The sequence below is a fragment of the Schumannella luteola genome (assembly GCF_013408685.1).
GTDB classification, from domain to species: domain Bacteria; phylum Actinomycetota; class Actinomycetes; order Actinomycetales; family Microbacteriaceae; genus Schumannella; species Schumannella luteola.
Genome location: NZ_JACBZY010000001.1, coordinates 375,061 through 399,479, shown reverse-complemented (window position 1 = coordinate 399,479; position 24,419 = coordinate 375,061). Strand labels below are relative to the sequence as shown.

The window sequence follows — 24,419 nt, the reverse complement described above, 5'->3', positions numbered from 1 at the left end:
GACCCTGAGCGTTCGCGCCCGCTCGTGCCCGCTTGGACACTGCTTGCCGAGTGATCCTCCGCAGATCCTGAAGAAGTTTCCGCGACCCCTGGACAGGGGGTGAGGCCAGGCGTACATTCCGACCAAACGGTTTGATCGCCAGGGGGGTGGATGACCGTGGATCAGGGATGCGCCTCACCAGCGCTGCACAGCACGGGGGCCCCGCACGGGGTGCTCCGCACGGTGCTTCTCGCCCTCCTGGCCATCGCCGGAGCGGTGCTCGGCGTTCTGCTGAGCTCGACCGCTGCCCAGGCGGATGAGGCCGTTCCGGCCCCACCGCCTGCCGCGCCGGCCGCTCCCGCGACCTCCTCGTCGCCGGGGCTGCTCGGCGCCGTCGGGGGGCTTCTCACCGCGGTCGTCGAGCCCGTCGGGCAGACGCTGCACAACGTCGTCGGCGCCCTCACCCCGACCTCACCCGCACCGGCTCCCGCGGCTCCCGCGCCGGTCACCCCGGCGGCTCCGGTCGCACCCGCGGCACCCGCCGCGCCGGTCGTTCCCGCGGCCCCGGCGACTCCCGCCGCACCGGCCGCGACGCCCGTCGTTCCGGCTCAGAACGGCCCCGCGACCACCGCGCTCGACGCCGCATCGACCCTCGCCGGGCAGGGCACCGCGGCCGCCGATCAGGCGCTCGCCGCCGCCGCCTCCGGCATACCGGCGCTCGCGCCGATCACGACTCCCGTCGCCGACCTCGTCGACGGCGTTCCCACGCTCCTCTCGAGCCAGCTCACGGGCCGTCTCGTCGGCCCGCTGGCCGGGGCGCTCGACTCGACCCTGACCGGTCTGCCGCTGCTCGGCGGAACCGTGCAGGGCCTGCTCGGATGCGCGCCGATCAGCTCGATCACGACGCCCGTCACGGGCCTCCTCGACGGCGTCACGGCCGATGTCGGAACGCTCGTGCAGCCTGTGCTCGCGCCCGTCGCCGAGGTCGTCCGCGACGTCGGCGGGGGTGGCGTCGCGCTGCCGGCCGTGCCGGGACTGCCCGGCGCCGGCGGAACCGCGGTTCCGGCCGAGCCCGCGAGCCCGGCGCCCGCCGTCGACACGGCCACCCCGGCCGCCGCCTCCGTGAGCGGCGCGACGAACCTGAAGCTCGCGCCAGTCTCCGCGGCCGCAGCCGGATCCGGCGCCGCCGACGCACCGCTGCTCGACCCGGCCGGCCTCGACATCCACGGCTCGCCCGCCGCCCTTCCCGGCGGCTCGGGCAGCGTCACCGTCTCGGCTGCCGGCGGCGCCTCCGCCGCGACGATCGCCGACTTCTCCGCTTCGGCCCGACTGGTCCTCCTCGACCTCGGCGCCCGCTACCTCGACGACGACGACCTCCCGTCGACGCCGAACTTCGACACCGACTCCTCGCCCGACTGATACCCGGCGGCAGCCGCGCCACGTCCCACTCTTCGCGGCACGCGTCCCCTCATCAGTCATGCACGGAACCCCTCATCTGGGATGCGGGTTCCGGCTAGGCAAGGAGCTGTATCTCCATGAACAGAATCGTCTCGAGAGGGCTCATGGGAGTCCTCTTCACCGGAGGCCTGATGGCCCTCGGCTGCGGCGTCGCGAACGCCGCGGAACAGCCCTCCACCGACGGCACGGGCAGTGTCGCCGGCGGAACGCAGGCCCTGATCAACGTCGATCTGCCGATCGATCTCTCGGGCCTCTCCCTCTCCGTGCTCGGCGACTCGTCGTCGACCGGATCCACCAGCGCCCCGGCAGCTCCGGCGGCCCCGGCGGACCCCGCTCCGGCTGACCCGGCTCCGGCCGCTGACCCGGCCCCGGCCGCTCCGGCGCCCGCCGCCCCGGTCACCTCCGGCAGCGACTCGCTGCTCGGCGGAACGCAGGCGCTCGTCAACGTGGGCGTGCCGATCACCGTCTCGGGCAACAGCATCAGCCTCGTCGGCGACTCCGCCTCGAGCGCCGCCAGCACGGTCCCCGCACCCGCCCCGGTTCCGGCCGCGGCGAGCACGGACGGCAGTGACGGAGCCGCGTCGGGAACCCAGGCGCTCGTCGGTCTGAACGTGCCGATCACCGTCTCGGGCAACGCGATCAGCCTGCTCGGCGACACCGCATCCACCGGCTCGACCACGGGCGCGGGATCGGCTCCGGCGGCGGGCGAGCCCGCTGACGCGAGCGGCACCGCGGCCGGCTCGGCCCCGACGACCTCCGGATCGGACGGCATCGCGGGCGGCACGCAGGTCGTGCCGAACGTCGCCGCGCCGGTCACGGTCGGCAGCAACGCGATCAGCCTGCTCGGCGACAGCGCCGCCAGCGGTTCGGCGACCTCGGTCGGCTCCACGACCGCGGGATCCGGCGCAGACACCGCCGCGGCTCCGTCCACTTCGGGTGTGGACGGCATCGCGGGCGGCACGCAGATCGTGCCGAACGTCGCCGCTCCGGTGACCGTCGGCGGCAACGCGATCAGCCTGCTGGGTGACAGCAGCACGAGCGGCTCGACGGTCGGCTCCACGACCGCCGGCGCCGGGTCGGGCACGGCCGCCCCGACCACCTCGGGCTCGGACGGCATCGCGGGCGGCACGCAGGTCGCGCCGGACGTCGCCGCTCCGGTCACGGTCGGCGGCAACGCCATCAGCCTGCTGGGCGACAGCACCGCGACCGACTCGTCGACCGCGGTCGGCACCGGATCGGGATCGGATGCGGCTGACGCGACCGGCAACGCCGGTGGCGCGGTCAGCACCTCGGGTGACGACGGCATCCTCTCCGGCACGCAGATCGCCGGCGACGTCGCGGCTCCCGTGACGGTCGGCGGCAACGCGATCAGCGTTCTCGGCGACAGCGCCACGAGCGGTTCGACGGTCGGCTCCACGACCGCCGGCGCCGGATCGGGAGCGGCCTCGGCCGGCCCGGCCACCTCGGGTGCCGACGGCACTGCTTCGGGAACCCAGGTCGCGCCGAACGTGGCCGCCCCGGTGACCCTCGGCGGCAACGCGATCAGCGTCCTCGGCGACAGCGCGGTGACCGACTCGGCCACGACGGTCGGCACGGGCTCCGGCTCGGGCGCGACCGACGGAACCGACACGACGGCCGGCACCGGCGCATCCACCTCGGGTGACGACGGCCTCCTTTCCGGCACGCAGGTCGCCGGCGACGTCGCGGCTCCCGTGACGGTCGGCGGCAACGCGATCAGCGTTCTCGGCGACAGCGCCACGAGCGGCTCGACGGTGGCCAACACGACGGGAACCGGCACCGCCGGAACCGCGGGTGAGGGCACCGGTTCCGCCGGCGGCCCGACCACCTCGGGCTCGGACGGAACCGCCTCGGGCACGCAGGTCGTGCCGGAGGTCGGCCTGCCGATCACCGCAGGCGGCAACGCGATCAGCGTCGTCGGCGACAGCACCTCGACCGGCTCGGACGTGACCGGCGGCATCCCCGCCGGTGACGGCAGCACCGAGGGCGCGACCACCGACGGCACCGACGGTGTCGCTGGCGGAACGCAGATCGCGCCGTTCGTGCGATTCCCCATCCTGATCGGCGGCAACGCCATCTCGGTCGTCGGCGACTCCACCACGGAGGACACCACGACGACGACCCCCGGCGTTCCGGTGATCCGCATCCCCGTCATCCCGACGGACCCGACGGACCCGGGCACCCCGGTCGATCCGGGAACCCCGACGGTTCCCGGTGACGGCGGCAACGGCGGCGGCAACGGCGACGGATCCGGCAACGGCGGCGGCATCGTCGCCCAGGCCGACGGCGGCGTGCGTCAGCTCGCCTCCACCGGCGTCAGCGGATCCGAGATCGCCCTGACCGCGGTGGCCCTGCTGCTCGGTCTCGGCACGATCCTGCTGATGGTGGGCATCGCCCGCCGTCGCAGCGCCTGATCCGAGCGGATGCCGGGTCGGCCGCGCGGGGGTCTCCCCTCGTGTCGGCCGGCCGGCATCCCTCACCGCAGACACACCACGTCGCGGGCCATCGCGCCCGTGACGTGGTTGCTCGCCCGACCGCCTGGGAGTGGTCGGGTCAGTCGCGGCGACGGATCTGAGGGGACTCCAGCCGCGGCTTCGGGGGAGCGCCGCCGGGCAACACGGAGCGGGTCGACGATCGGCCCGTGAGCCCGGCGGCGCACTCGGAACCACGACGAGCACTCGGGGGAGTGCGAGTCATCCGAATCCCACGCGCTCGGGGGAGTGCATCCATCGGCACCGCAGCTCCGCTCGGGGGAGCGGATGCGGCGCCGCCCGCGCTCGGGGGAGCGCACGAAGAGGATCTGTGGAAAGGGCATCCGGCGGCGCGCCGCACGCGAAGAGGGCATTCGCGGCGCGTCGGCCGGACCCCTCCCCGCAGATCGGGATCGGCCGGGTCGACCGGATGCGCGGGGGCGCGACGGTCGGCTCGGCCGATCGGCGTGCCGCCTTGTCGCTGCGCGCGCGGCGCTCGTCGTCGCGCGCGCAGCCTCGGTGGCCCTCGGGAGAGCGGATGCGTCACTCGGGCACTTCGTATACGATCTGTAATACGAAATCGAGCGAAGGGGCTCCGGGATGAGTGCGACGTCAGATCAGACGATCGGCAGCGGCGAGAGCGCGCCGGATGCCAGCGCGGCCGACGCCGACGCGCCTGCGGTCGACACGGTCGATCCCCGCTTCGCCAGTCTGCCGCAGCGGCCCGGCAAGATCATCGCCGTCCACCTCAGCTACTCCTCGCGGGCCGATCAGCGCGGCCGCCGCCCCGCCGATCCCTCCTACTTCCTCAAGCCGTCGAGCTCGGTCGCCGCCTCGGGCAGCGCGATCGAGCGTCCTGCCGGCACCGAGCTGCTCGCCTTCGAAGGCGAGGTCGCGCTCGTGGTCGGCACCGAGGCCCGCGACCTGAGGCTCGAGAACGCCTGGGCGCACATCGGCTGGATCACCGCCTCGAACGACTTCGGCGTCTACGACCTGCGCGGCAACGACAAGGGCTCGAACGTGCGGTCGAAGGGGCGCGACGGCTTCACCCCGATCGGCCCCGAGCTGATCGACGCCCGCGCGGTCGACCCCGCCGCCCTGCGCGTGCGCACCTGGGTCGACGGCGAACTGGCGCAAGACGACACGACCGTCGACCTGCTCTTTCCGCTCACCCAGATCGTGGCCGACCTCTCGCAGCACCTCACGCTCGAGGTCGGCGACGTCATCCTCACCGGAACCCCCGCCGGCTCGTCGGTCGTCGCACCCGGTCAGGTCGTCGAGGTCGAGGTGGATGCGCCGGGCGCGCCCGGCTCGCCGAGCAGCGGCCGGCTGGTCACCCGAGTCGTCGCGGGCACGCACGAGTTCGACGCGAGCCTCGGCTCGCTCCCCGCGGTCGATGACACGCAGCGTGCCGAGGCCTGGGGTTCGCGGGAGGCTGCCGGGCTGCCGGCCGAGCAGCCGGCCCCCGCGACGGCGGGCGCCGAGGCGAGCGCCGCATCCGCTCGCCCGACCCTCGACCCCAGCCTGCGCGAGCGCCTCGAGCGCACCCCCGTCGCGGCCCTGTCGGGCCAGCTGCGCCAGCGCGGGCTGAACAACGTCACGATCGACGGGGTGCGTCCGCTGCACCCCGGCGCGAAGCTCGTCGGAGTCGCGACGACGCTGCGCTTCGTGCCGAATCGCGAAGACCTCTTCGCCAGCCACGGCGGCGGCCAGAACGCGCAGAAGCGCGCCTTCGACGCCGTCGGCGCGGGCGAGGTCATCGTCATCGAGGCGCGCGGCGAGGCCGGCTCGGGCACTCTCGGCGACATCCTCGCGATCCGCGCGCACGCCCGCGGCGCCGCCGGCATCGTGACCGACGGCGGCGTGCGCGACATCGACGCCGTCACGGCGGTGGGCATCCCGGTCTACACGCGCGGCGCGCATCCCGCCGTGCTCGGCCGCAAACACGTGCCGTGGGATGTCGACATCACGATCGGGGTCGGCGGCACGACCGTGCAGCCCGGCGATGTGATCGTCGGCGACGCTGACGGCGTGATCGTCATCCCGCCCGCTCTCGTCGAGGAGGTCGTGGATGCGGCCCTCGCGCAGGAGGACGAAGACGCCTGGATCGCGGCGCGCGTCGCCGAGGGGCATCCCGTCGAGGGCCTCTTCCCCATGAACGCGGACTGGCGCGCGAAGTACGACGCCGCCGTTCTCCGCGAGAGTACGCACTTTGCGCCCGCCGAGACCGCGGATGCACCGCAAAGTGCGTACTTTCGCGGAGCCCCCGAGAACGGAGACGCCCGATGAACAGCGCAGCCCCCGCCGAGGTCGGCAAGTCGGAGACCGCCTACCGCTGGCTGCACGAGCGCATCTCCCGTCACGAGTACGGCCCCGGCTACCGTCTCGTGCTCGCGCCGATCGCCGACGAGCTCGGCATGAGCGTCGTGCCCGTGCGCGAGGCGATCCGCCGGCTCGAGGCCGAGGGCCTCGTGACCTTCGAGCGCAACGTCGGCGCTCGCGTCGCGGTCGTCGACGAGAGCGAGTACGTGCACACGATGCAGACGCTCGGACTCGTCGAGGGCGCCGCGACCTCGCTCTCCGCGCCGAGCCTGACGAGCGCCGACCTCGACCGCGCCGCCGAGGTCAACGACCGCATGCGCCACCTGCTCGACCACTTCGACGCGCACACCTTCACCGTGCTCAACCAGCAGTTCCACTCGGTGCTGTTCGAGCCCTGCCCGAACCCGCACATCCTCGACCTCGTGCACCGCGGCTGGTCGCGGCTGTCGGGCATCCGCGACTCGACCTTCGCCTTCGTGCCCGGTCGCGCGCAGCACTCCGTCGACGAGCACGAGGTGATCCTCGACCTCATCCGGCAGGGGGCGGATGCGCTCGAGATCGAGCTCGCCGCCCGCAACCACCGCTGGAAGACCCTCGACGCCTACCTCGCGGCCCGCCGGGCCGCCCACTGATTCGTCTCACCCGCCAGGAGCTCTCATGACCGACACCGCATCCGCCACGACCTTCGTGCACGTTCCCGCCGACCTGCCGACGCGCATCCAGCACTACATCGACGGATCGTTCGTCGACAGCGTCGACGGCGACACCTTCGACGTGCTCGACCCGGTCACGAACGAGACCTACCTGCAGGCCGCCGCCGGCAAGAAGGCCGACATCGATCTCGCGGTCGCCGCCGCGCGCCGTGCTTTCGTCGAGGGCCCGTGGCCGAGGATGCTGCCGCGGGAGCGTGCGAAGGTGCTGCACAAGATCGCCGACCTCGTCGAGTCGCGGGATGCCCGCCTCGCTGAGCTGGAGAGCTACGACTCCGGCCTGCCGATCACCCAGGCGCTCGGCCAGGCGCGTCGCGCGGCCGAGAACTTCCGCTTCTTCGCCGACCTGATCGTCGCCCAGGCCGACGACACCTACAAGGTGCCCGGTCGCCAGATCAACTACGTCAACCGCAAGCCGATCGGCGTCGCCGGGCTCATCACGCCCTGGAACACGCCCTTCATGCTCGAGTCGTGGAAGCTGGCCCCGGCGCTCGCCACCGGCAACACGGTCGTGCTGAAGCCGGCCGAGTTCACGCCGCTGTCGGCATCCCTCTGGGCCGGCATCTTCGAGGAGGCCGGGCTGCCGCAGGGCGTGTTCAACCTCGTCAACGGCCTCGGCGAGGATGCGGGCGACGCCCTCGTCAAGCACCCCGACGTGCCGCTCATCTCGTTCACGGGCGAGTCGAGCACCGGGCAGCTGATCTTCGGCAACGCCGCCCCGTTCCTCAAGGGCCTCTCGATGGAGCTCGGCGGCAAGAGCCCCGCCGTCGTGTTCGCCGATGCCGACCTCGACGCCGCGATCGACGCGACCATCTTCGGCGTCTTCTCGCTCAACGGCGAACGCTGCACGGCCGGCTCGCGCATCCTCGTCGAGCGCCCCGTCTACGACGAGTTCGTCGAGCGCTACGCCGCGCAGGCGAAGCGCGTGAAGGTCGGCCACCCGCAGGACCCGACGACCGAGGTCGGCGCGCTCGTGCACCCCGAGCACTACGACAAGGTCGTCAGCTACATCGAGATCGGCAAGACCGAGGGCCGCCTCGTCGCCGGCGGCGGACGCCCCGCGGGCTTCGAGACCGGCAACTACGTCGAGCCGACCGTCTTCGCCGACGTCGACAAGGATGCGCGCATCTTCCAGGAGGAGATCTTCGGCCCGGTCGTCGCGATCACCCCCTTCGACACCGAGGAGGAGGCGCTCGAGCTGGCGAACGGCGTCAAGTACGGGCTCGCCGCCTACATCTGGACCAACGACCTCAAGCGGGCGCACAACTTCTCGCAGGCCGTCGAGGCCGGCATGGTCTGGCTCAACTCGAACAACGTGCGCGACCTGCGCACCCCCTTCGGCGGCGTCAAGGCCTCCGGCCTCGGGCACGAGGGCGGCTACCGCTCGATCGACTTCTACACCGACCAGCAGGCCGTGCACATCACGCTCGGCAAGGTGCACAACCCCACCTTCGGCAAGCAGAGCGACGCTGCTCACTGAGCGGCGCATCCGGCCTCCCACCTCGAACCACCCCGACCCAAGGACTCACCGATGAGCAACCACGCGGGCAAGACCCTCACCTCCTCCGGCTTCTACGTCAGCCAGGAGGCGCCCATCCACTCCGAGAACCCGATCGCGATCCCGACCGCGGAGGCGCCCGACATCCTGCGCTGCGCGTACATGGAGCTCGTCGTCACCGACCTCGCCGCGTCGCGCGAGTTCTACGTCGACATCCTCGGCCTGCACGTCACCGAAGAAGACGACCAGGCGATCTACCTGCGCTCGACCGAGGAGTTCATCCACCACAACCTGGTGCTGCGCCTCGGCCCCGTCGCCGCGGTCGCCGCGTTCTCGTATCGGGTGCGCACCCCCGAGGATCTCGACCGCGCCGTCGCGTTCTACACCGAGCTGGGATGCCGGGTCGAGCGCCGCGAGGGTGGCTTCACGAAGGGCATCGGCGACTCGGTGCGCGTGACCGACCCGCTCGGTTTCCCCTACGAGTTCTTCCACGCCACCGAGCACGTCGAGCGGCTGTCGTGGCGCTACGACCTGCAGATCCCGGGCGAGCTCGTGCGGCTCGACCACTTCAACCAGATCACGCCGGATGTGCCGCGCGCGGTCGGCTTCATGCAGAGCCTCGGCTTCCGCGTGACAGAAGACATCCAAGACGGCGAGGGCGTCGTCTACGCGGCGTGGATGCGGCGCAAGCCCACCGTGCACGACACCGCCATGACCGGCGGCGACGGCCCGCGCATGCACCATGTCTGCTTCGCGACGCACGAGAAGCACAACATCCTCGCCATCTGCGACAAGCTCGGCGCCCTGCGCCGCTCGGACGCGATCGAGCGCGGGCCCGGCCGCCACGGCGTGAGCAACGCGTTCTACCTCTACCTGCGCGACCCCGACGGGCACCGCGTCGAGGTGTACACGCAGGACTACTACACGGGCGACCCCGACAACCCGGTCGTCACCTGGGATGTGCACGACAACCAGCGCCGCGACTGGTGGGGCAACCCGGTCGTGCCGAGCTGGTACACCGACGGCTCGCTCGTGCTCGATCTCGATGGCGAACCGCAGCCGGTCATCGCCCGCTCCGACAGCTCGGAGATGGCGGTCACGATCGGCGCCGACGGCTTCTCGTACACGCGGGCCGGCGACGAGAAGGATGCGCTGCCGGTGTGGAAGCAGGGGGAGGGGGCGGGCGCCGCGGCGGTCTCGGGCTCGGACTCCGCTCCCGCAGCTCCGGCTGCGCCCCAGGAGTTCAAGCTCGGGAACCAGCTCTGACATGGCCGGCGCGCTGAACCCCGAGACGCTCGCGCAGATCGCCGACGAGCTGGCCGCCGCCGAGCGCGACCACACGCTCATCCCGCGCATCACGGCCCGCTGGCCCGAGGCGACGATCGACGACGCCTACGCGATCCAGGGTGCCTGGCGCGACGGACGCCTCGCCGCCGGACGCCGCCTCGTCGGACGCAAGATCGGCCTCACCTCGAAGGCGATGCAGGCCGCGACCGGCATCACCGAGCCCGACTACGGCGTCATGTTCGACGACACGGTCTGGCAGAGCGGGTCGGTCGTCCCCTTCGACGACTTCTCGAACGTGCGCATCGAGGTCGAGCTGGCCTTCGTGCTGAAGGCGCCGCTCGAGGGGCCGGATGTCACGCTCTTCGACGTGCTGCGCGCGACCGAGTACGTGACCCCGGCGCTCGAGGTGCTCAACTCGCACATCGAGCTCGAGGAGCGCACGATCGTCGACACGATCAGCGACAACGCGGCCTACGGCGGGCTCGTGCTCGGCGGCGCTCCGGTCGCGCCGGACGCGGTCGACCTGCGCTGGGTCTCGGCGCTGCTGTTCCGCAACGAGACGATCGAGGAGACCGGCGTCGCCGCGGGCGTGCTCGGGCATCCGGCCTCGGGCGTAGCGTGGCTCGCGAACAAGCTGCACCAGCACGGAGCGCGCCTCGAGGCGGGCGAGATCATCCTGGCCGGGTCGTTCACCCGGCCGGTGTGGATCTCGCGCGGCGACAGCGTGCTCGCCGACTACGGACCCCTGGGGACGATCTCATGCCGCTTCCTCTGACCTCGCTTCCCGCGACCTTCCGCGAGCGGCTGGCTTCGGCTTCGACTTCGGCTTCGGCCGGCTCGGCCGGCTCGGCCGGCTCGGCTGGCGACGGTCGTGCGCTCGCGGGCATCTGGGTCTGCTCCGGCAGCCCGCTCGTCGCCGAGATCTGCGCCGGATCCGGTCTCGACTGGACGCTCATCGACATGGAGCACTCGCCCAACGGCCTCGAGTCGGTCGTGGCGCAGCTGCACGCGGTCAGCGCGTATCCGATCACCCCGGTCGTGCGCGTGCCCGCACTCGATCCGGTCGTGATCAAGCAGGTGCTCGATCTCGGCGCGCAGAACGTGCTCGTGCCGATGATCTCGACGCCGGCCGAGGCCGCGCGGGCCGTCGCGGCCGTGCGCTACCCGCCCCGCGGCATCCGCGGTGTCGGCAGCGCGCTCGCCCGCTCGGCCCGCTGGAACCGCGTCGACGACTACCTGCAGAACGGCGACGAGCACGTGTCGCTGTTCGTGCAGATCGAGACGGCGGCGGGCGTGGATGCGGCGGCCGAGATCGCCGCGGTCGACGGCGTCGACGGCGTCTTCGTCGGGCCCAGCGACCTCGCCGCGTCGCTCGGTCTGCTCGGCCAGCAGACGCATCCGGATGTCGTCGCCGCGGTGACGCGGACGTTCGACGCCGTGCGCGCGGCCGGCAAGCCGGTCGGCGTGAACGCCTTCGTGCCCGAGCAGGCGCAGGACTACGTGGATGCGGGCGCGAGCTTCGTTCTCGTCGGCGCCGACACGGCGCTGCTCGCCCGCGCCTCCGAGGCGCTCGCCGCGCGCTGGTCGCCCGCCGGCGGCGGCGACGCCGCTTCCCGCGCGTCGTACTGAGCGACGCATCTCGCGATCGATGTCCGAGAGACGCTGCTGAACGCTCACTGCGACCTTCTGGGGCGAATCGACGACGCCTCGTGCCGTGTCAGCGCTGGTGAGCGGGCGATATGGACGCGACGCCCTTGTCGGACCTCCACCCGGTGATGAGCGCGGCATCTGTCAGCCTCTGCAAGAACTCCAACGGGGGAGCGGGCTCGAGGATCACGGTTGGGGAAGTGGCGGACGCCAGCTCAGACCAGGGCGCGCCCAGGGCCGACAGGCCTTCGAGCAGACGCGCATCAGATGTCGTCGCTGCCAGATAGAGCAGGGCGTCACGCCCTCCCGACGAGGCAGCGAGCAGACGGGCTTCGGAATCCAAGCTGGGTGACGTTGGCCAATCGCGCGCGGCCCGGAGAAGCGAATCCGCGCTCTCCATGTCAAGGGGCGCGGCGATCACGCCGACGTGCTCCATGAGTGGTCTGCGTAATCTCCGCCAGTTCGATGTCAGCAATCATGGTCAGGAGATCGGCCGGCGCCAGCTCGAACTCTTGCGGAGACCGTGCGAACGTCGTTGATCTCGCCAGGAAGGTGCGGCGGGACTCAGCGTCCGGAAGACCCGCGAAGCTTTTCGCCCCGTCGTCGAGTTGGCCGGTGGCGAGCAGCTCGTCGACGATCTCCGCCGCTTCAGAGGCGATCTCAGCACCTCGAATCGGGATGCCGGAACGTATGCCGAGAAGTGCGACGACTCGTTCGTGCGGTGTGAGCCGACCGCTGTTCAGGACACGAACGGCGAAAGCGTGGCGCGCGGTTGCGCCGACCTCCTCGATATCGAGCGGCCGAGTGGCCCGCAGCCGCTGTGCGAGAAGCTCGTCGACGCCATACCGGGTCGAGTAAGCCATCCAGTTGGAAAGCGTCTCGTTGACCCGCCCAGCAGACAATAGCTCCGACCACGAGGAGGGGACGGCGGCCTCGAGTTCGTGAAGCCTCGCTGCCGGGTCGGCCTTGAGCAGCAGCGGAAGCACCGCCGCGGGAATGATCGTCGTGATCCTCTCTGCCCATCCGTCGAGCGGTTCTTGGGCGATCGTAGGCACGGATGAAGGCAGAACATCGAGGTACTCGGCTCAGCGCGTGATCAGCTGGACCGACAGCTCAGTCGAACGAAAAGGAAGTAGATCGAGCGACCAAAGGGACGTATCCGCGCCAAAAGCCGTCGTGAAGTTCTCGACCGTGAAGTCGAAGCCACCGGATCCCGCGACGATCTGGCGAAGCGGGATCGACAGGTCGGCGAGACGAGGCACGGTCGTCCCCGACGCCCGCAGGAAGCGGGCGAGTGCAGGTGCCTGCGAAGGCTCGTGGTCGCGCAGCGCGCGTAGCTGACCGATGCTGGTCTCCAGCGTGGATCGGACGGCCGGTCCCACGCTGTAATGGCTCTCTTCGCTGAGTGCGCGCAATCCCAGATCCAGCAACGTGTTGATCTGCGCGGGCGGCAGGTCTCCGGATGCGGCTACGAACTCGAAGAACTCCGGCCATCGCGGCACAAGCAACTCGATAAGCCGGGGCAGTCGAGACCCGCGGAGCAGGTATGCCCTCAGGAACGCGTGGCCATCCTCTGCGTCCGACGTAATCCGCTGCAGGACCGGATCCAATCGCGCGTCGTCGAGAAGCGCGTCGACAAGGGCGATGTTGAGTGCGCTGCGGGTGCTCAGCAACTGGGGCCCCACTTCTCGCAACAGTGCTTCCGCGCCCTCGCGGCCATTCAGCGGAGCATCGAAATCGACGATGCCGGGCTGCGCCACATGCATCGCGAAGTTCAGCACGGCCGGAGCGGAGGATGCGCCGAAGTAGCGCGACGCGTACAGGCTGAAGTTCTGGTCGATGAAGCCGCCGATTATCAGGTCGACAGCTAGCGGAGACGGGAGCGCCGAAGCAATCGAGCTTTCCAAGTTCGCCGATCCGACTACCCCATCGATCCTGAGCAGCTCGGCGAGACTGGCTGATGCGACCCGATCGCGCTGCGTGTCGATCGCGGAGACTTCGTCGGCGGGTTGCTGAAGTCGACCCGGGATGACCCGGCGGAGCTCGGTGACCGTGACGCCCAAGATCGCTTCGAGGTCGTCGGCGGTCACATGAGCGATCTGCCCTTCGACATCGACGAAGAGACCTTCAGGCGCCTGAGCGAGATGCCACCAGAACATCAGGCCGGTCGCATCGTCACGCGAGTACGCGATGTCGCCGATCACGAGGGTGAATGACGGTTGCATTTCGCCTCGAGCAATGCGGAACGCCCGGTCGAGTCCAGAAAGAAGAGATGCGCCGAGCGCGGCTGACTGCGCATGACGGTCGCTCTCATAGCTGCCCCGCGAAGCGATGCGTCGGGCGCGATCGTCGAGTTCTTCGACGGTCGCCCTGATGGCTTCGCGACGGAGTGCCTCGACCGCGTCCAGGCAGCTGTCGCCTGATCGAATGCGTTCGAATTCTGCGGGATGCACGGCCTTGAACGCCATGAGTGCGAGGAGGGAGTCGTCGCGCAAGCGCAGGGGATTGCCGACGGTGCGAGCGGCCGCGAACACCTCGAATTCGTAGCAGATCGACCGAATCACCCTCATGTCTTGGATATACGTCGCAACCAGGGCGACGACTTCTACTGGCAATGAGACGCCCTGACGGCGGAGCTCGCGCTCCCAGAGGTCGAGTGCTGTGCGTCGTGTCGCGAACGGCACGACCGGGATGATCAGGTCGAAGAACTTTGCGCGCATGGACGCTGCACGCATCATCTGGTTCTCACCGGGGTCGCCTGCCGGGGTCGAATGGATCTCGAAGAGGCTGTCTCGCAGGGCGTATACGAACCGGAGAGGGCTCGTGATCTGCTCCGACGCGTTGAGCAACCCGTTCAGGTCGCGAAGCTCCTCGAAAATCTCGATTGCATCGAAGCGGTCTAGGTCCTCGAAGACGACCAATGTGTAGGCATGGCTGGCGAAGAAGTGGATGATCTCGTCCAGATGATGGTCGAAATAGCCCTCATCGGCTCCAGTCAGTTCGATCTTGGTCTTGCCAGACGAGAGTGCCGCTATCCGCACGCGGTTGTGGAAGAGGACTTGCACCGCGAAGGCGAGCGCGCCGACCACGGCGAAGGCGGAGATCCCAACGGCGGTTAACTTGATCGGGGATCCAGCTGCGAACGCTTCAAGACGCGACGAAGCCCCGGTGAAGAACGCGATCAGCAGCACGACGATGCTGGTCAGGGCAGCGAGGATGACGGCTCGCCATTGGTTGATCGTCTCCGAGCGACGAAACTGAGACGAACCGAGTACCGCCGGGCGGCGCACGTAGAGCAGGTGCTTGACGATCTCCTTCTGCAGCTCGTTCGACGTCTCGGCCTTTGCCGCGGCGGTGTCCGGTGAGGCGCTACCCCGTACGAACGAGCTGACCGAGATGCGCAGTGCCTGCTTCTTTGGGTATTCGGCGACAACTTGGTTGATCACGCTGCTCTTGCCGGAACCGTAGGACCCGGTCAGAGCGATATTGCGGGCCGGGGAATCTGGCCGAAGCGCCTGGGCGAGCCGCTCGACATACCCACGATGCTCGGACTCGACGAAATCCGCCGTGAGATACGGCGCATCTGGCCGGGTATCGGGCGACTTCACGTTCGCATTGTGGCAGGCGGCACAACGTCTCGCGCCGGCAAATTCTGGATCGTTTCGATTACACCTCTCCAGACCGTCGTGAGAGGAGGACGCTGGTGCCGATCTGCGGAGTTCCACGCACGCAGAGCCCGTGCGACGCTCGTCATATCCAATAGAGGAGTCGCGATGACGCACTACCTGATCTCGTTCCCCGGCTCGGCGATGCAGATCGCCGAGGAGGACTTCCCGACCGTGGTCGAGGAGTCGCATGCCGCGGTCGCCGCGGCGCGGGAGGCGGGTGTGCTCGTCTTCGCCGGCGGGCTGGATGAGGCGTCGCTGCTCGTGCGCGTCGCCGCCGACGGCAGCGAGCAGCTGGGCGCCTACCCGCAGACCGGATCCCTCGCCGGCGGGTTCACGGTGATCGACGTGCCGACCCGAGAGGATGCGGTGGCCTGGGCCGCGCGCATCGCCGCCGCCTGCCGCTGCGACCAGGAGCTGCGCGTCTTCGCCGACGGCTCCGCGACCTGAGGCGCGCAGCGCCTTCCTCCCAGACCTCAGACGCGGTTCCTGTCTCGCTCGCGCACGCGCGGGGCGGTCGCGCCCAGCGCGCATCCACGGCAGGGCGGGAGGATCGGGGCATGACGCTCTTCGACGTGGAACCCCGCACCCTCCCGATCGCCGGTGACGGCCCCTCGGCCACAGCCGAGCGCTTCCCGGTGCGGCGCGTCTACTGCGTCGGGCAGAACTATGCCGACCACGCGCGCGAGATGGGCTCCGACCCCGACCGTCAGGCGCCGTTCTTCTTCAGCAAGCCCGCGGATGCCGTCTATGCAGCGAGCGAGGGCATCCCCGCCGCCGAGGGCTTCGACGGCGTCGAGGCGGGCACGGCGCCGTACCCGCCCCTGACCGCCGACTTCCACTTCGAGGCCGAGCTGGTCGTCGCGATCGGCGCCGTCGCGGATGCGGTCACGCCGGAGTCGGCGCTCGACGTCGTGTGGGGCTACACGGTCGGCGTCGACCTGACCCGTCGCGACGTGCAGGGCCAGGCGAAGACGAGCGGGCGGCCGTGGGATCTCGCGAAGGGCTTCGACGCGTCCGGTCCGGTCGGCGAGCTGATGTCGGTCGAGCGCATCGGGCAGCACCCGGTGAGCGGACGCATCCACCTCGACGTCGACGGCGCGACCCGCCAGGACGGCGACCTCGACCAGCTCATCTGGAGCGTGCCCGAGCTCATCTCCCGCCTCTCGCAGGAGGTCGTGCTGCGCCCCGGCGACCTGATCTTCACGGGCACCCCGGCCGGCGTCGGCCCGCTTGAGCGCGGTCAGGGCGTGCGGGCCGAGGTCGCCGGCGTCGGGGCGCTCGAGTTCCGCGTGGTCTGAGCCGCCTCACTCACCAGGGGACGACGCCCGCATCCTCGAAGAAGCCGCCGCGCGGGCCGTCGTCGGGCAGCGTCGCCAGGCGGACCGCGGTCGCGGCGCCCTGCTCGGGCGTGCGGTCGCCGGCGAAACCGTTGAAGTCGGTCGCGACGAGTCCGGGGCAGGCGGCGTTGACGATGATGGGCGTGTTCTCGAACTCTCGGGCGTACTGCACCGTGAGCGAGTTGAGGAACGTCTTCGTCGGCGAGTAGAGCGCCATGATCGGGCCGGGGCGGCGCTCGAGCGAGCCCATGCTGCTCGAGGCGTTGACGATGCGCGGATGCGGCGCTCGCCGCAGCAGCGGCAGCACCGCGTTGGTCACGCGGATCACGCCGTAGACGTTGACGTCGACGACGCCGCGCAGCTGATCGAGGTCGACCGCGGTCGGGTCCTGCTGCCAGGTCGTCGGGTCGAAGGGACCCGAGATGCCGGCGTTGTTGACGAGCACGTCGAGGCGGCCGAAGCGCTGCTCGATCTCGGCGGCCGCGGCGGCGACGCTCTGGTCGTCGGTCACGTCGAGGCGCACGCCCTCGGCATCCAGCCCGCGCTCGCGCAGCCGGGCGACCGCCGCGTCGCGGGCCGCGTCGTCGCGGGCGCCGACGATCACGCGCAGCCCCTGGTGGCCGAGACCCTCGGCGATCGCGAAGCCGATGCCCTTGTTGGCGCCGGTGACCAGGGCGACGCGGGCGTCGGCGGTGGATGCGTCGGATGCACCGGTGGCGCCGGGCGAGTCAGCGGCGGGGGAGCTGGACGCGGATGCTGCGGGGGACGGGTTCGTGCTGTCGTTCATGCGCTCATGCTCTGCCCGGCGGGCGTCCCGCGTCCAAGACCGATCGAGTGCGCGCCCATACCCCACGGGTATCGACCCGGCGCGGAGCCGGTCGCCGGGGCTAGCCTCACGGCGTGCACGATCTGGAGACCCGCGAGCTGCGCTACTTCGTCGCCGTGGCCGAGGAGCTGAATGTCACGCGCGCCGCCGAGCGACTCGGCATCGCGCAGCCGCCGCTGTCGCGGGCGATCCGCCAGCTCGAGCAGCGGCTCGAGGTGCAGCTGATCGACCGGGCTCCGGGCGGCATCCGCCTCACGCCGGCCGGCGAGGTGCTGCTGCGCGAGGCCCGAGCGGCACTGCAGGCCGTCGGAGCCGCGGCGCTGCGCACCCGGCGGGCCGGACGCGAGGCCGAGACCGGCGACCGCGTGCTGACCCTCGCGACCAAGGCGGGCTCGTCGCACGAGCTGCTGCAGGCGATCCTCGACGCGAACGAGGCCGCGGGGCAGACTCGCATCGAGGTGCTGCTCTGCGAGATCGGCGAGCAGGCGACGCTGCTGCGCGAGGGCGAGGCGGATGTCGCGATCATGCACCGGCCGTTCGACGACCTGGCCGGGTTCGAGACCGCCGACCTGCTGACCGAGCCGCAGGTCGCGATCGTGCCGAGCTCGCATCCGCTCGCCGCCCGCAGCGAGGTCACGCGCGAGGAGGTCGCGAACGTGCCCGGGCTGCCGATCGCCCGGTGGCCGCGGCTCGACGGCACCTACCCCGAGGGGGACGGCCCCGAGGTGCGCTCGCAGACGCAGCTCGCCCAGCTCGTCGCGCTCGGACGCACGCTGCTCGTCATCCCGCGCTCGAGCCGCGCGTGGCAGTGGCCCGAGCACACGGCCGTGCCGGTGGTGGATGCGCCGCACTCGACGACCCTGCTCGCCTGGCCGCACGGGCGCGGCTCGGCCGACGTCGACCGGCTGGTCGCGACGGCCGAGCGGGTCGCCGGGCTCGCGGTCGCGCTCGGCTGAGCGGATCGCGAGGAAGTCCCCAGCGGCCGGCTCGCCTACACGTCGCTCGTGACGAGGTCGTCGCCGACGCGCTCCGGCGCGGACGCCGGGCGCTCGGTCGCCCCGGCGACGACCGGCGCCGCGATCGGGTACGCCCGCCACGACCCCGACGCGGGGCGCGCCCCGGCGAGGTGCTCGGCGATGCGCACGACCTGGTGGCTGTAGCCGAACTCGTTGTCGTACCAGACGTAGACGACGATGTGACGGCCGTCGGCGACCGTGGCGAGCCCGTCGACGATGCCGGTTTGGCGCGCGCCCAGGAAGTCGGTCGACACCGCATCCGGGCTCTCGACGTAGCCGACCTGACGGCGCAGCGGCGAGCGCACCGAGGTGACGCGGATCAGGTCGTTGATCTCGGCCGCAGTCACCTCGCGCGACAGCTCGAGGTTGAGGATCACGATCGACACGTCGGGCGTGGGCACGCGGATGGCGTTGCCGGTCAGCTTGCCCTCGAACTTCGGCAGCGCCTTCGCGACGGCCTTCGCGGCACCGGTCTCGGTGATGACCATGTTGAGCCCGGCGGCGCGGCCGCGGCGATCGGCCTTGTGGAAGTTGTCGATGAGGTTCTGGTCGTTCGTGAACGAGTGGATCGTCTCGATGTGCCCGCGCTCCACGCCGAAGGCGTCGTCGAGCACCTTGAGCACCGGGGTCACCGCGTTGGTCGTGCACGAGGCGGCCGACACGATCTGCGCCTCCCCGATGCTGTCGCTGTTGACCCCGTGCACGATGTTCGGCAGGTCGCCCTTGCCCGGTGCGGTCAGCAGCACGCGGGCGATGCCGGGCCGCTCGAGGTGCTGGCGCAGGCCCGCCTCGTCGCGCCAGCGGCCCGTGTTGTCGATGAGGATCGCATCCGAGATGCCGTGGGCGCTGTAGTCGACCTCGCGCGGGTCGTCGGCGTAGATGACCTGGATGAGCGTGCCGTTCGCGAGGATTGTCTCCGCGTCGTGGTCGACCGAGATCGTGCCCTCGAAGGGGCCGTGGATGCTGTCGCGGCGCAGCAGGCTGGCGCGCTTCACGAGGTCGTCGTCCGAGCCGCGGCGCACGACGATCGCGCGCAGGCGGGGTCCGCCGCCGCTGCCGGCGTGGTTGATGAGGATGCGGGCCACCAGGCGCCCGATGCGTCCGAAGCCGTAGAGCACGACATCCCGCCCGGCCGTCTGCGCGACGAGCTCGTCGGCGCTCGGGGCGGGCAGCTCGCGCTCGAGGAACTCGGCGAGCGTCAGCTGCGGCTCGGCGACACGCGCCTCGCGGTGGTCGGCGAGCAGGGCGGCCAGGTCGACCGAGAGCCCGCGGGTTCCGGCCTCGAGCAGCGCCTCGGCGAGCTCGACGGTCCGGTCGATGGGGATCTGGAACGCGTCGGCGTGCCGCCCGAAGCGGTGCGCCTTGACGACGTCGATCGCCGAGAGGTTGATCAGCCGGCGCCCGTAGAGCGAGGTGACGACGCCGCGCTCGCGGTGCAGTCGGCCGAGCAGGGGGATGAGGCGCTCGGCCTGCGACTGGGTGTCGGCCCAGGAGATGAGGGCCTCGTGACGGGCGGAGGGAGTGGAACGCTGCATGACGGTGGGTACGCCTTCGGGGTCGGTGGGATCGTGTCCCGGCCCCGCGGTGGCGACGCGGCCGTGTGCGTCCATTGTGACCGAGCCGCGGCATCCGCCGCCACCCGACGTCGTCCGGCTCACTCTGCCTGGGCGTTCACCCGACGTTATTCGTAACGACTCAAAACATCGGGCTAGGGTCGACGGCATGGACGACCTCGCAGTTCACGCCGAGCCGGCGGTCGACGCCGACGCGGCGGCGCTGCGATCGGCCGGGCTCAAGGTCACCCGCGGCCGGCTGGCCGCTCTGCGCCTGCTGCAGCGCATGCCGCACAGCGACGCCGAGACCATCCACCGCCACGCGGCGGCCGACGAGCCCACCCTCTCGGTGCAGTCGATGCACAACGTGCTGACCGACCTCACCAGGGCCGGACTTCTGCGTCGCATCGAACCGGAGCGCTCCGCCGCTCTGTACGAGCGCCGCGTGGGCGACAACCACCACCACGTGGTCTGTCGCACGTGCGGCAAGGTCGCCGACGTCGACTGCGTCGTCGGGCACGCCCCGTGCCTGGCGCCCAGCGACGCCGGGGGCTTCGCCATCGACACCGCCGAGGTCGTCTTCTGGGGGCTGTGCGCCGACTGCCGGTGACGGCACGTGCCGGTGAGTCCGCACCGGTTCGCGCCGCGATCGACGAAGGGATGCGCATCCCCACCGCCCCTGCCGGGTTCGGCCGGCAGGAGCTCGCTCCGAATGAAACGAGAGACACACGTGACCGACGCGAAGACCACGACCAACTCCGGCGCCCCCGTCGCCAGTGACCAGCACTCCCAGTCCGTCGGGCCGGACGGCGCGATCGCGCTGACCGACCACTACCTGGTCGAGAAGCTCGCCCAGTTCAACCGCGAGCGCGTGCCCGAGCGCGTGGTGCACGCCAAGGGCGGCGGCGCCTTCGGCACCCTGCAGGTCACCCACGACGTGTCGCAGTACACGCACGCGGCCCTGTTCCAGCCCGAGGTCGAGACCGAGCTGCTCATCCGCTTCTCCACCGTCGCCGGCGAGCAGGGCAGCCCCGACACGTGGCGCGACCCCCGCGGATTCGCGATCAAGTTCTACACGAGCGAGGGCAACTACGACCTCGTCGGCAACAACACCCCCGTCTTCTTCATCAGAGACGGCATCAAGTTCCCCGACTTCATCCGCTCGCAGAAGCGCCTGCCCGGCAGCCACCTGCGCGACAACGACATGCAGTGGGACTTCTGGACGCTGCAGCCCGAGAGCGCGCACCAGGTCACCTGGCTGATGGGCGACCGCGGCCTGCCGAAGAGCTGGCGCCACATGGACGGCTTCGGCTCGCACACCTACCAGTGGATCAACGCCGCCGGCGAGCGCTTCTGGGTCAAGTACCACTTCCGCACGAAGCAGGGCAACGAGTTCCTGCCGCAGGCCGAGGCCGACCGTCTCGCCGGCTCGGACGCCGACCTGCACATCCGCGACCTCTACGACTCGATCGAGAACGGCGACTTCCCGCAGTGGGATCTCAGCGTTCAGGTCATGCCCTACGACGAGGCCGCCGGCTACCGCTTCAACCCCTTCGACCTCACCAAGGTGTGGCCCAAGAGCGACTACCCGCTCATCCCGGTCGGAACGGTCACGCTGAACCGCAACCCCGAGAACTACTTCGCCGAGATCGAGCAGGCCGCCTTCGCGCCGTCGAACTTCGTTCCCGGCATCGCGGCCAGCCCCGACAAGATGCTGCAGGCCCGCATCTTCAGCTACGCGGATGCGCACCGCTACCGCGTGGGCACCAACCACGCGCAGCTGCCGGTCAACGCCCCGAAGAACGAGGCGCACAGCTACTCGAAGGACGGCGCCTCGCGCTTCGGCTTTGAGCACCCCAGCGTGCCGGTCTACGCGCCGAACTCCTTCGGCGGACCGCACGCCGACCCGGCCGCCCACGGCGACGACCGCGGCTGGCAGAACGACGGCGAGCTCGTGCGCTCGGCCGCGACCCTGCACGCCGAGGACGACGACTTCGGCCAGGCCCGCACCCTCGTCAACGAGGTGCTGGATGACGCGGCCCGCGAGCGCCTCGTCGGCAACATCGCCGGGCACGTCGGCAAGACGACGATCCCCGACATCCGCGAGCGCGCCCTGCAGTACTGGGACTCGGTGGATGCGGAGCTCGGCCGCCGCGTGCGCGAGGCCGTCTCGCCGATCGAGAACCCGCGCGAGACCCTCGTGCCGGCTCCGGTGCCGACCCCCGCGGGTCCCGCCCAGGGCTGACGCCCCCGGCTCCTTCGTGAGTTGCCCACTTCCGCGGTATCGCCTACGCGACAAGCCGCGGAAGTGGGCAACTCGCGTCTCCCCGAGCAGAGTTGCCCACTTCGGTCGGGCTCTCACCTTGGAACCCGGCGGAACTGGGCAACTCGCCGCTGTTTGCCGGGACGGTCAGGCGCGGAGGGGGCGCGGGGTGCGCGGGGGAGCGGGCGCGAGCACGTGGTCGGCGAGGCCGTAGGCCTGGGCTGCGGCGGCCGTGAAGACACGGTCGTGGTCGGTGTCGGCGCGCAGCGTCTCGACGGTCTGGCCCGTGTGGTCGGCGAGGATCTGCTCCATCTCCCCGCGCTGGCGCACCACCTCATCCGCCGCGAGGATCAGGTCGGGGATCGCCCCGCGCCCCTGCGCCGCCGGCTGGTGCAGCACGATCCGCGCGTGCGGCAGCACCGCCCGCTTGCCGGCCGCGCCCGCTGCCAGCAGCGCAGCGCCCACGCCGACGGCCTGGCCCACGCAGGTCGTCGCGACATCCGGCTGGATGAAGCGCATCGTGTCGTAGATCGCGAGCATCGCGCTCGGGTCGCCGCCCTCGCAGTTGATGTAGAGCTGGATGTCGGTGTCGGTGCTGTCGGACGCGAGGTGCAGCAGCTGCGCGATGAGCGCGTTCGCGACGCCCGCGTCGATGCCGGTGCCGAGGTAGATGATGCGCTCGGTGAGCAGGTGCGAGTAGACGTCCATGATGCGGTCGCCGCGCGCATCCCGGGCGATGACGTTGGGGATCGTGTAGCTGCTCATCGGGCGACCTCCGCACGGAACCCGGTGACGGCGGCGCGGTCGCGCTCGCCGGGACGGAACTCGTCGAAGCGGGTCACGATCTTGTCGATGAAGCCGTAGTCGAGCGCCTCCTGCGCCGTGTACCAGTGGTCGTGCAGCGAGTCGTCGAACACGCGCTCGCGCGGCTGGCCGGTGTCATCGCTGATGAGTCCGAGCACCGTGTCGCGGGTGTGGCGCAGATCGTGGGCCTGCAGCTCGACGTCGACCGCGGCGCCGCCGATGCCCGACGAGCCCTGGTGCAGCAGCACGCGGGCGTGCGGCAGGGCGCGCCGCTTGCCCTTCGTGCCGGCCGAGAGCAGGAACTGCCCCGCGCTGTAGGCGATGCCGAGCACGAGCGTCGACACGTCGTTCGGGATGGCGCGCATGACGTCGCGGATCGCCAGCATCGACGGCACCGAGCCGCCGGGCGAGTGGATCCAGAGGTCGATGTCGCGCGTCTCGCTCTCGGTCGCGAGCGCGATCAGCTGGGTCGCGAGCAGGGTGCCGTTGTCGTCGTCGAGCACGCCGTCGAGCACGAGCACGCGCCGCTCGTAGAGCTCGCGCCGCACACCCTGGTCGAAGACGGGGATCTTGTTCTCGGTCATGTCTACACCGTGCGCTCGCCGCGGCTCGGGCGGCGCGGAATCTGCCGTGCGCAGATCTGCTGTGGGCAGAGCGGACGCCGCGGCCGGGTGCGCGAGGCGGATGCGCGGGGTGAGCATGTCAGCGGGATCACCCTCGGGTGATGCCCGGGTTAACCCCGAGATGCCCGACAAGTGTGGCCCGAAATGGGGGCAATTGACGCGTTGTCAATAAAGAGGGGCCGACTTAGCGTGGATGTGCGCGGTCCCGAAAACCGCGCTCGGCCCGCGAACCCTTGGCGGGCAACCACCACTCGAACCGCTCGCGTCGCCCGAACGACCGCGACCTCCGCGTGCCGCGCCACCCTGCGCTACGCGCGCTCCGCGTCGTGCCGTCGATCGACCCATCCGCGAGCGCCTGAACCCGAAGCAGGACTCCGCCATGCGCAACAAGAAGAAGATCGCCGCCCTCGCGATCGCCGCCGCCCTCGTCGTCGGAACCGGCACCGCCGCGTTCGCGTACTGGACCACGACCGGATCCGGCACCGGCAGCGCCTCCACCGGCACCAGCGGCACGGTCACGATCGCCCAGACCAGCACGCACGCGAACCTCGCGCCCGGAGCTGCAGCGCAGACGATCTCCGGCACCGTGAGCAACCCCGCGGCCGCCAGCTCGTCGGTGTACGTCACCAAGGTGACCGTCTCGATCAGCTCGGTCACCAAGGCCGCGAACGTCTCCGGCACCTGCGACGCCACCGACTACACCCTCAGCAACGCCGACATGACCGTCGGCTCCGACATCGCGAAGGGCGCGAGCGCCAACTTCACCGGCGCCACCATCGCCTTCAAGAACAAGGCCGAGAACCAGGACGCCTGCAAGGGCGCGACGGTCAACTTCTCGTACGCCGCCAGCTGACCTGATCCGCTGACGATCGGCCGTCGAGGAGCCCTCTCCGCGGCCGATCCGGCAGCGCGTCGTTGCACCTGACGTCGCACTCGCCG

Annotated in this window: 20 protein-coding genes; 14 read left to right on the top strand and 6 right to left on the bottom strand. The window is 70.9% G+C overall.

From position 1 onward, the window contains the following. The first annotated feature begins 150 nt into the window (after positions 1–150). The 8 genes from BJ979_RS01835 (at position 151) to BJ979_RS01800 (ending at position 11,372) form a co-directional block, all read left to right on the top strand. Complete coding sequence (locus BJ979_RS01835; RefSeq protein WP_179564638.1) at positions 151–1,398, top strand: hypothetical protein; 1,248 nt, start codon at positions 151–153, stop codon at positions 1,396–1,398. A 116-nt stretch (positions 1,399–1,514) separates the two neighbouring features. Beyond that, positions 1,515–3,869: a beta strand repeat-containing protein gene (locus BJ979_RS01830; RefSeq protein WP_179564636.1), complete on the top strand. Its 2,355-nt coding sequence runs from the start codon at positions 1,515–1,517 to the stop codon at positions 3,867–3,869. Between the two features lie 657 nt (positions 3,870–4,526). Next, positions 4,527–6,215, top strand: coding sequence for a fumarylacetoacetate hydrolase family protein (locus BJ979_RS01825; protein ID WP_179564634.1), 1,689 nt, complete (start codon positions 4,527–4,529; stop codon positions 6,213–6,215). Further along, complete coding sequence (locus BJ979_RS01820) at positions 6,212–6,880, top strand: GntR family transcriptional regulator (RefSeq protein ID WP_179564632.1); 669 nt, start codon at positions 6,212–6,214, stop codon at positions 6,878–6,880. The genes BJ979_RS01825 and BJ979_RS01820 overlap by 4 nt, the downstream gene beginning before the upstream one ends. 25 nt (positions 6,881–6,905) lie before the next feature. Then, on the top strand, positions 6,906–8,438 hold the full coding sequence (hpaE, locus tag BJ979_RS01815) for a 5-carboxymethyl-2-hydroxymuconate semialdehyde dehydrogenase (protein ID WP_179564630.1): 1,533 nt from the start codon (positions 6,906–6,908) through the stop codon (positions 8,436–8,438). A 51-nt stretch (positions 8,439–8,489) separates the two neighbouring features. Continuing rightward, a complete protein-coding gene (gene hpaD / locus BJ979_RS01810; protein ID WP_179564628.1) occupies positions 8,490–9,722 on the top strand; it encodes a 3,4-dihydroxyphenylacetate 2,3-dioxygenase in 1,233 nt (410 codons plus the stop codon). 1 nt (position 9,723) lies between these two features. After that, the gene (hpaH, locus tag BJ979_RS01805; protein ID WP_179564626.1) at positions 9,724–10,518 is read left to right on the top strand and encodes a 2-oxo-hept-4-ene-1,7-dioate hydratase; all 795 of its coding nucleotides are present in this window, start codon (positions 9,724–9,726) and stop codon (positions 10,516–10,518) included. Beyond that, on the top strand, positions 10,503–11,372 hold the full coding sequence (locus BJ979_RS01800) for an HpcH/HpaI aldolase family protein (protein WP_179564624.1): 870 nt from the start codon (positions 10,503–10,505) through the stop codon (positions 11,370–11,372). The genes hpaH and BJ979_RS01800 overlap by 16 nt, the downstream gene beginning before the upstream one ends. 419 nt (positions 11,373–11,791) lie before the next feature. Here BJ979_RS01800 and BJ979_RS01795 read toward each other — a convergent pair whose 3' ends face one another. Beyond that, positions 11,792–12,445 carry a hypothetical protein gene (locus tag BJ979_RS01795; protein WP_179564622.1) on the bottom strand — a complete coding sequence of 218 codons (654 nt, stop codon included), beginning with the start codon at positions 12,443–12,445 and terminating at the stop codon, positions 11,792–11,794. Positions 12,446–12,475: 30 nt separating this feature from the next. Beyond that, complete coding sequence (locus tag BJ979_RS01790; protein WP_179564620.1) at positions 12,476–14,998, bottom strand: YobI family P-loop NTPase; 2,523 nt, start codon at positions 14,996–14,998, stop codon at positions 12,476–12,478. Between the two features lie 165 nt (positions 14,999–15,163). Here BJ979_RS01790 and BJ979_RS01785 point away from each other — a divergent pair, with 165 nt between their 5' ends. Beyond that, a complete protein-coding gene (locus BJ979_RS01785; RefSeq protein WP_179564618.1) occupies positions 15,164–15,505 on the top strand; it encodes a YciI family protein in 342 nt (113 codons plus the stop codon). A 110-nt stretch (positions 15,506–15,615) separates the two neighbouring features. After that, positions 15,616–16,356: a fumarylacetoacetate hydrolase family protein gene (locus BJ979_RS01780; protein ID WP_179564616.1), complete on the top strand. Its 741-nt coding sequence runs from the start codon at positions 15,616–15,618 to the stop codon at positions 16,354–16,356. Positions 16,357–16,366: 10 nt separating this feature from the next. On the opposite strand, the gene BJ979_RS01775 is transcribed toward BJ979_RS01780, so the two are convergent. Beyond that, positions 16,367–17,182, bottom strand: a complete 816-nt coding sequence (locus tag BJ979_RS01775; RefSeq protein ID WP_179564614.1) for an SDR family oxidoreductase — start codon at positions 17,180–17,182, stop codon at positions 16,367–16,369. A 113-nt stretch (positions 17,183–17,295) separates the two neighbouring features. On the opposite strand from BJ979_RS01775, the gene BJ979_RS01770 reads away from it, so the two are divergent. After that, on the top strand, positions 17,296–18,177 hold the full coding sequence (locus BJ979_RS01770) for a LysR family transcriptional regulator (RefSeq protein WP_179564613.1): 882 nt from the start codon (positions 17,296–17,298) through the stop codon (positions 18,175–18,177). A gap of 35 nt (positions 18,178–18,212) precedes the next feature. On the opposite strand, the gene BJ979_RS01765 is transcribed toward BJ979_RS01770, so the two are convergent. Continuing rightward, entirely contained in the window at positions 18,213–19,772 is a 1,560-nt protein-coding gene (locus BJ979_RS01765; RefSeq protein WP_246286659.1) for a glyceraldehyde-3-phosphate dehydrogenase, read from the bottom strand. A 187-nt stretch (positions 19,773–19,959) separates the two neighbouring features. On the opposite strand from BJ979_RS01765, the gene BJ979_RS01760 reads away from it, so the two are divergent. Both BJ979_RS01760 and BJ979_RS01755 read left to right on the top strand, forming a co-directional pair. Then, positions 19,960–20,400, top strand: coding sequence for a Fur family transcriptional regulator (locus tag BJ979_RS01760; RefSeq protein WP_179564609.1), 441 nt, complete (start codon positions 19,960–19,962; stop codon positions 20,398–20,400). A gap of 102 nt (positions 20,401–20,502) precedes the next feature. Then, positions 20,503–22,035, top strand: a complete 1,533-nt coding sequence (locus tag BJ979_RS01755; RefSeq protein ID WP_179564607.1) for a catalase — start codon at positions 20,503–20,505, stop codon at positions 22,033–22,035. A gap of 165 nt (positions 22,036–22,200) precedes the next feature. On the opposite strand, the gene BJ979_RS01750 is transcribed toward BJ979_RS01755, so the two are convergent. Together BJ979_RS01750 and BJ979_RS01745 are read right to left on the bottom strand one after the other, a co-directional pair. Next, complete coding sequence (locus BJ979_RS01750; RefSeq protein WP_179564605.1) at positions 22,201–22,818, bottom strand: ClpP family protease; 618 nt, start codon at positions 22,816–22,818, stop codon at positions 22,201–22,203. Further along, the gene (locus BJ979_RS01745; RefSeq protein WP_179564603.1) at positions 22,815–23,441 is read right to left on the bottom strand and encodes a ClpP family protease; all 627 of its coding nucleotides are present in this window, start codon (positions 23,439–23,441) and stop codon (positions 22,815–22,817) included. Before BJ979_RS01745 ends, BJ979_RS01750 begins: the two co-directional genes overlap by 4 nt. Before the next feature lie 418 nt (positions 23,442–23,859). Between BJ979_RS01745 and BJ979_RS01740 the strand changes: the two genes are divergently transcribed. After that, positions 23,860–24,333, top strand: a complete 474-nt coding sequence (locus tag BJ979_RS01740) for a hypothetical protein (RefSeq protein ID WP_179564601.1) — start codon at positions 23,860–23,862, stop codon at positions 24,331–24,333. Positions 24,334–24,419: the final 86 nt, after the last annotated feature.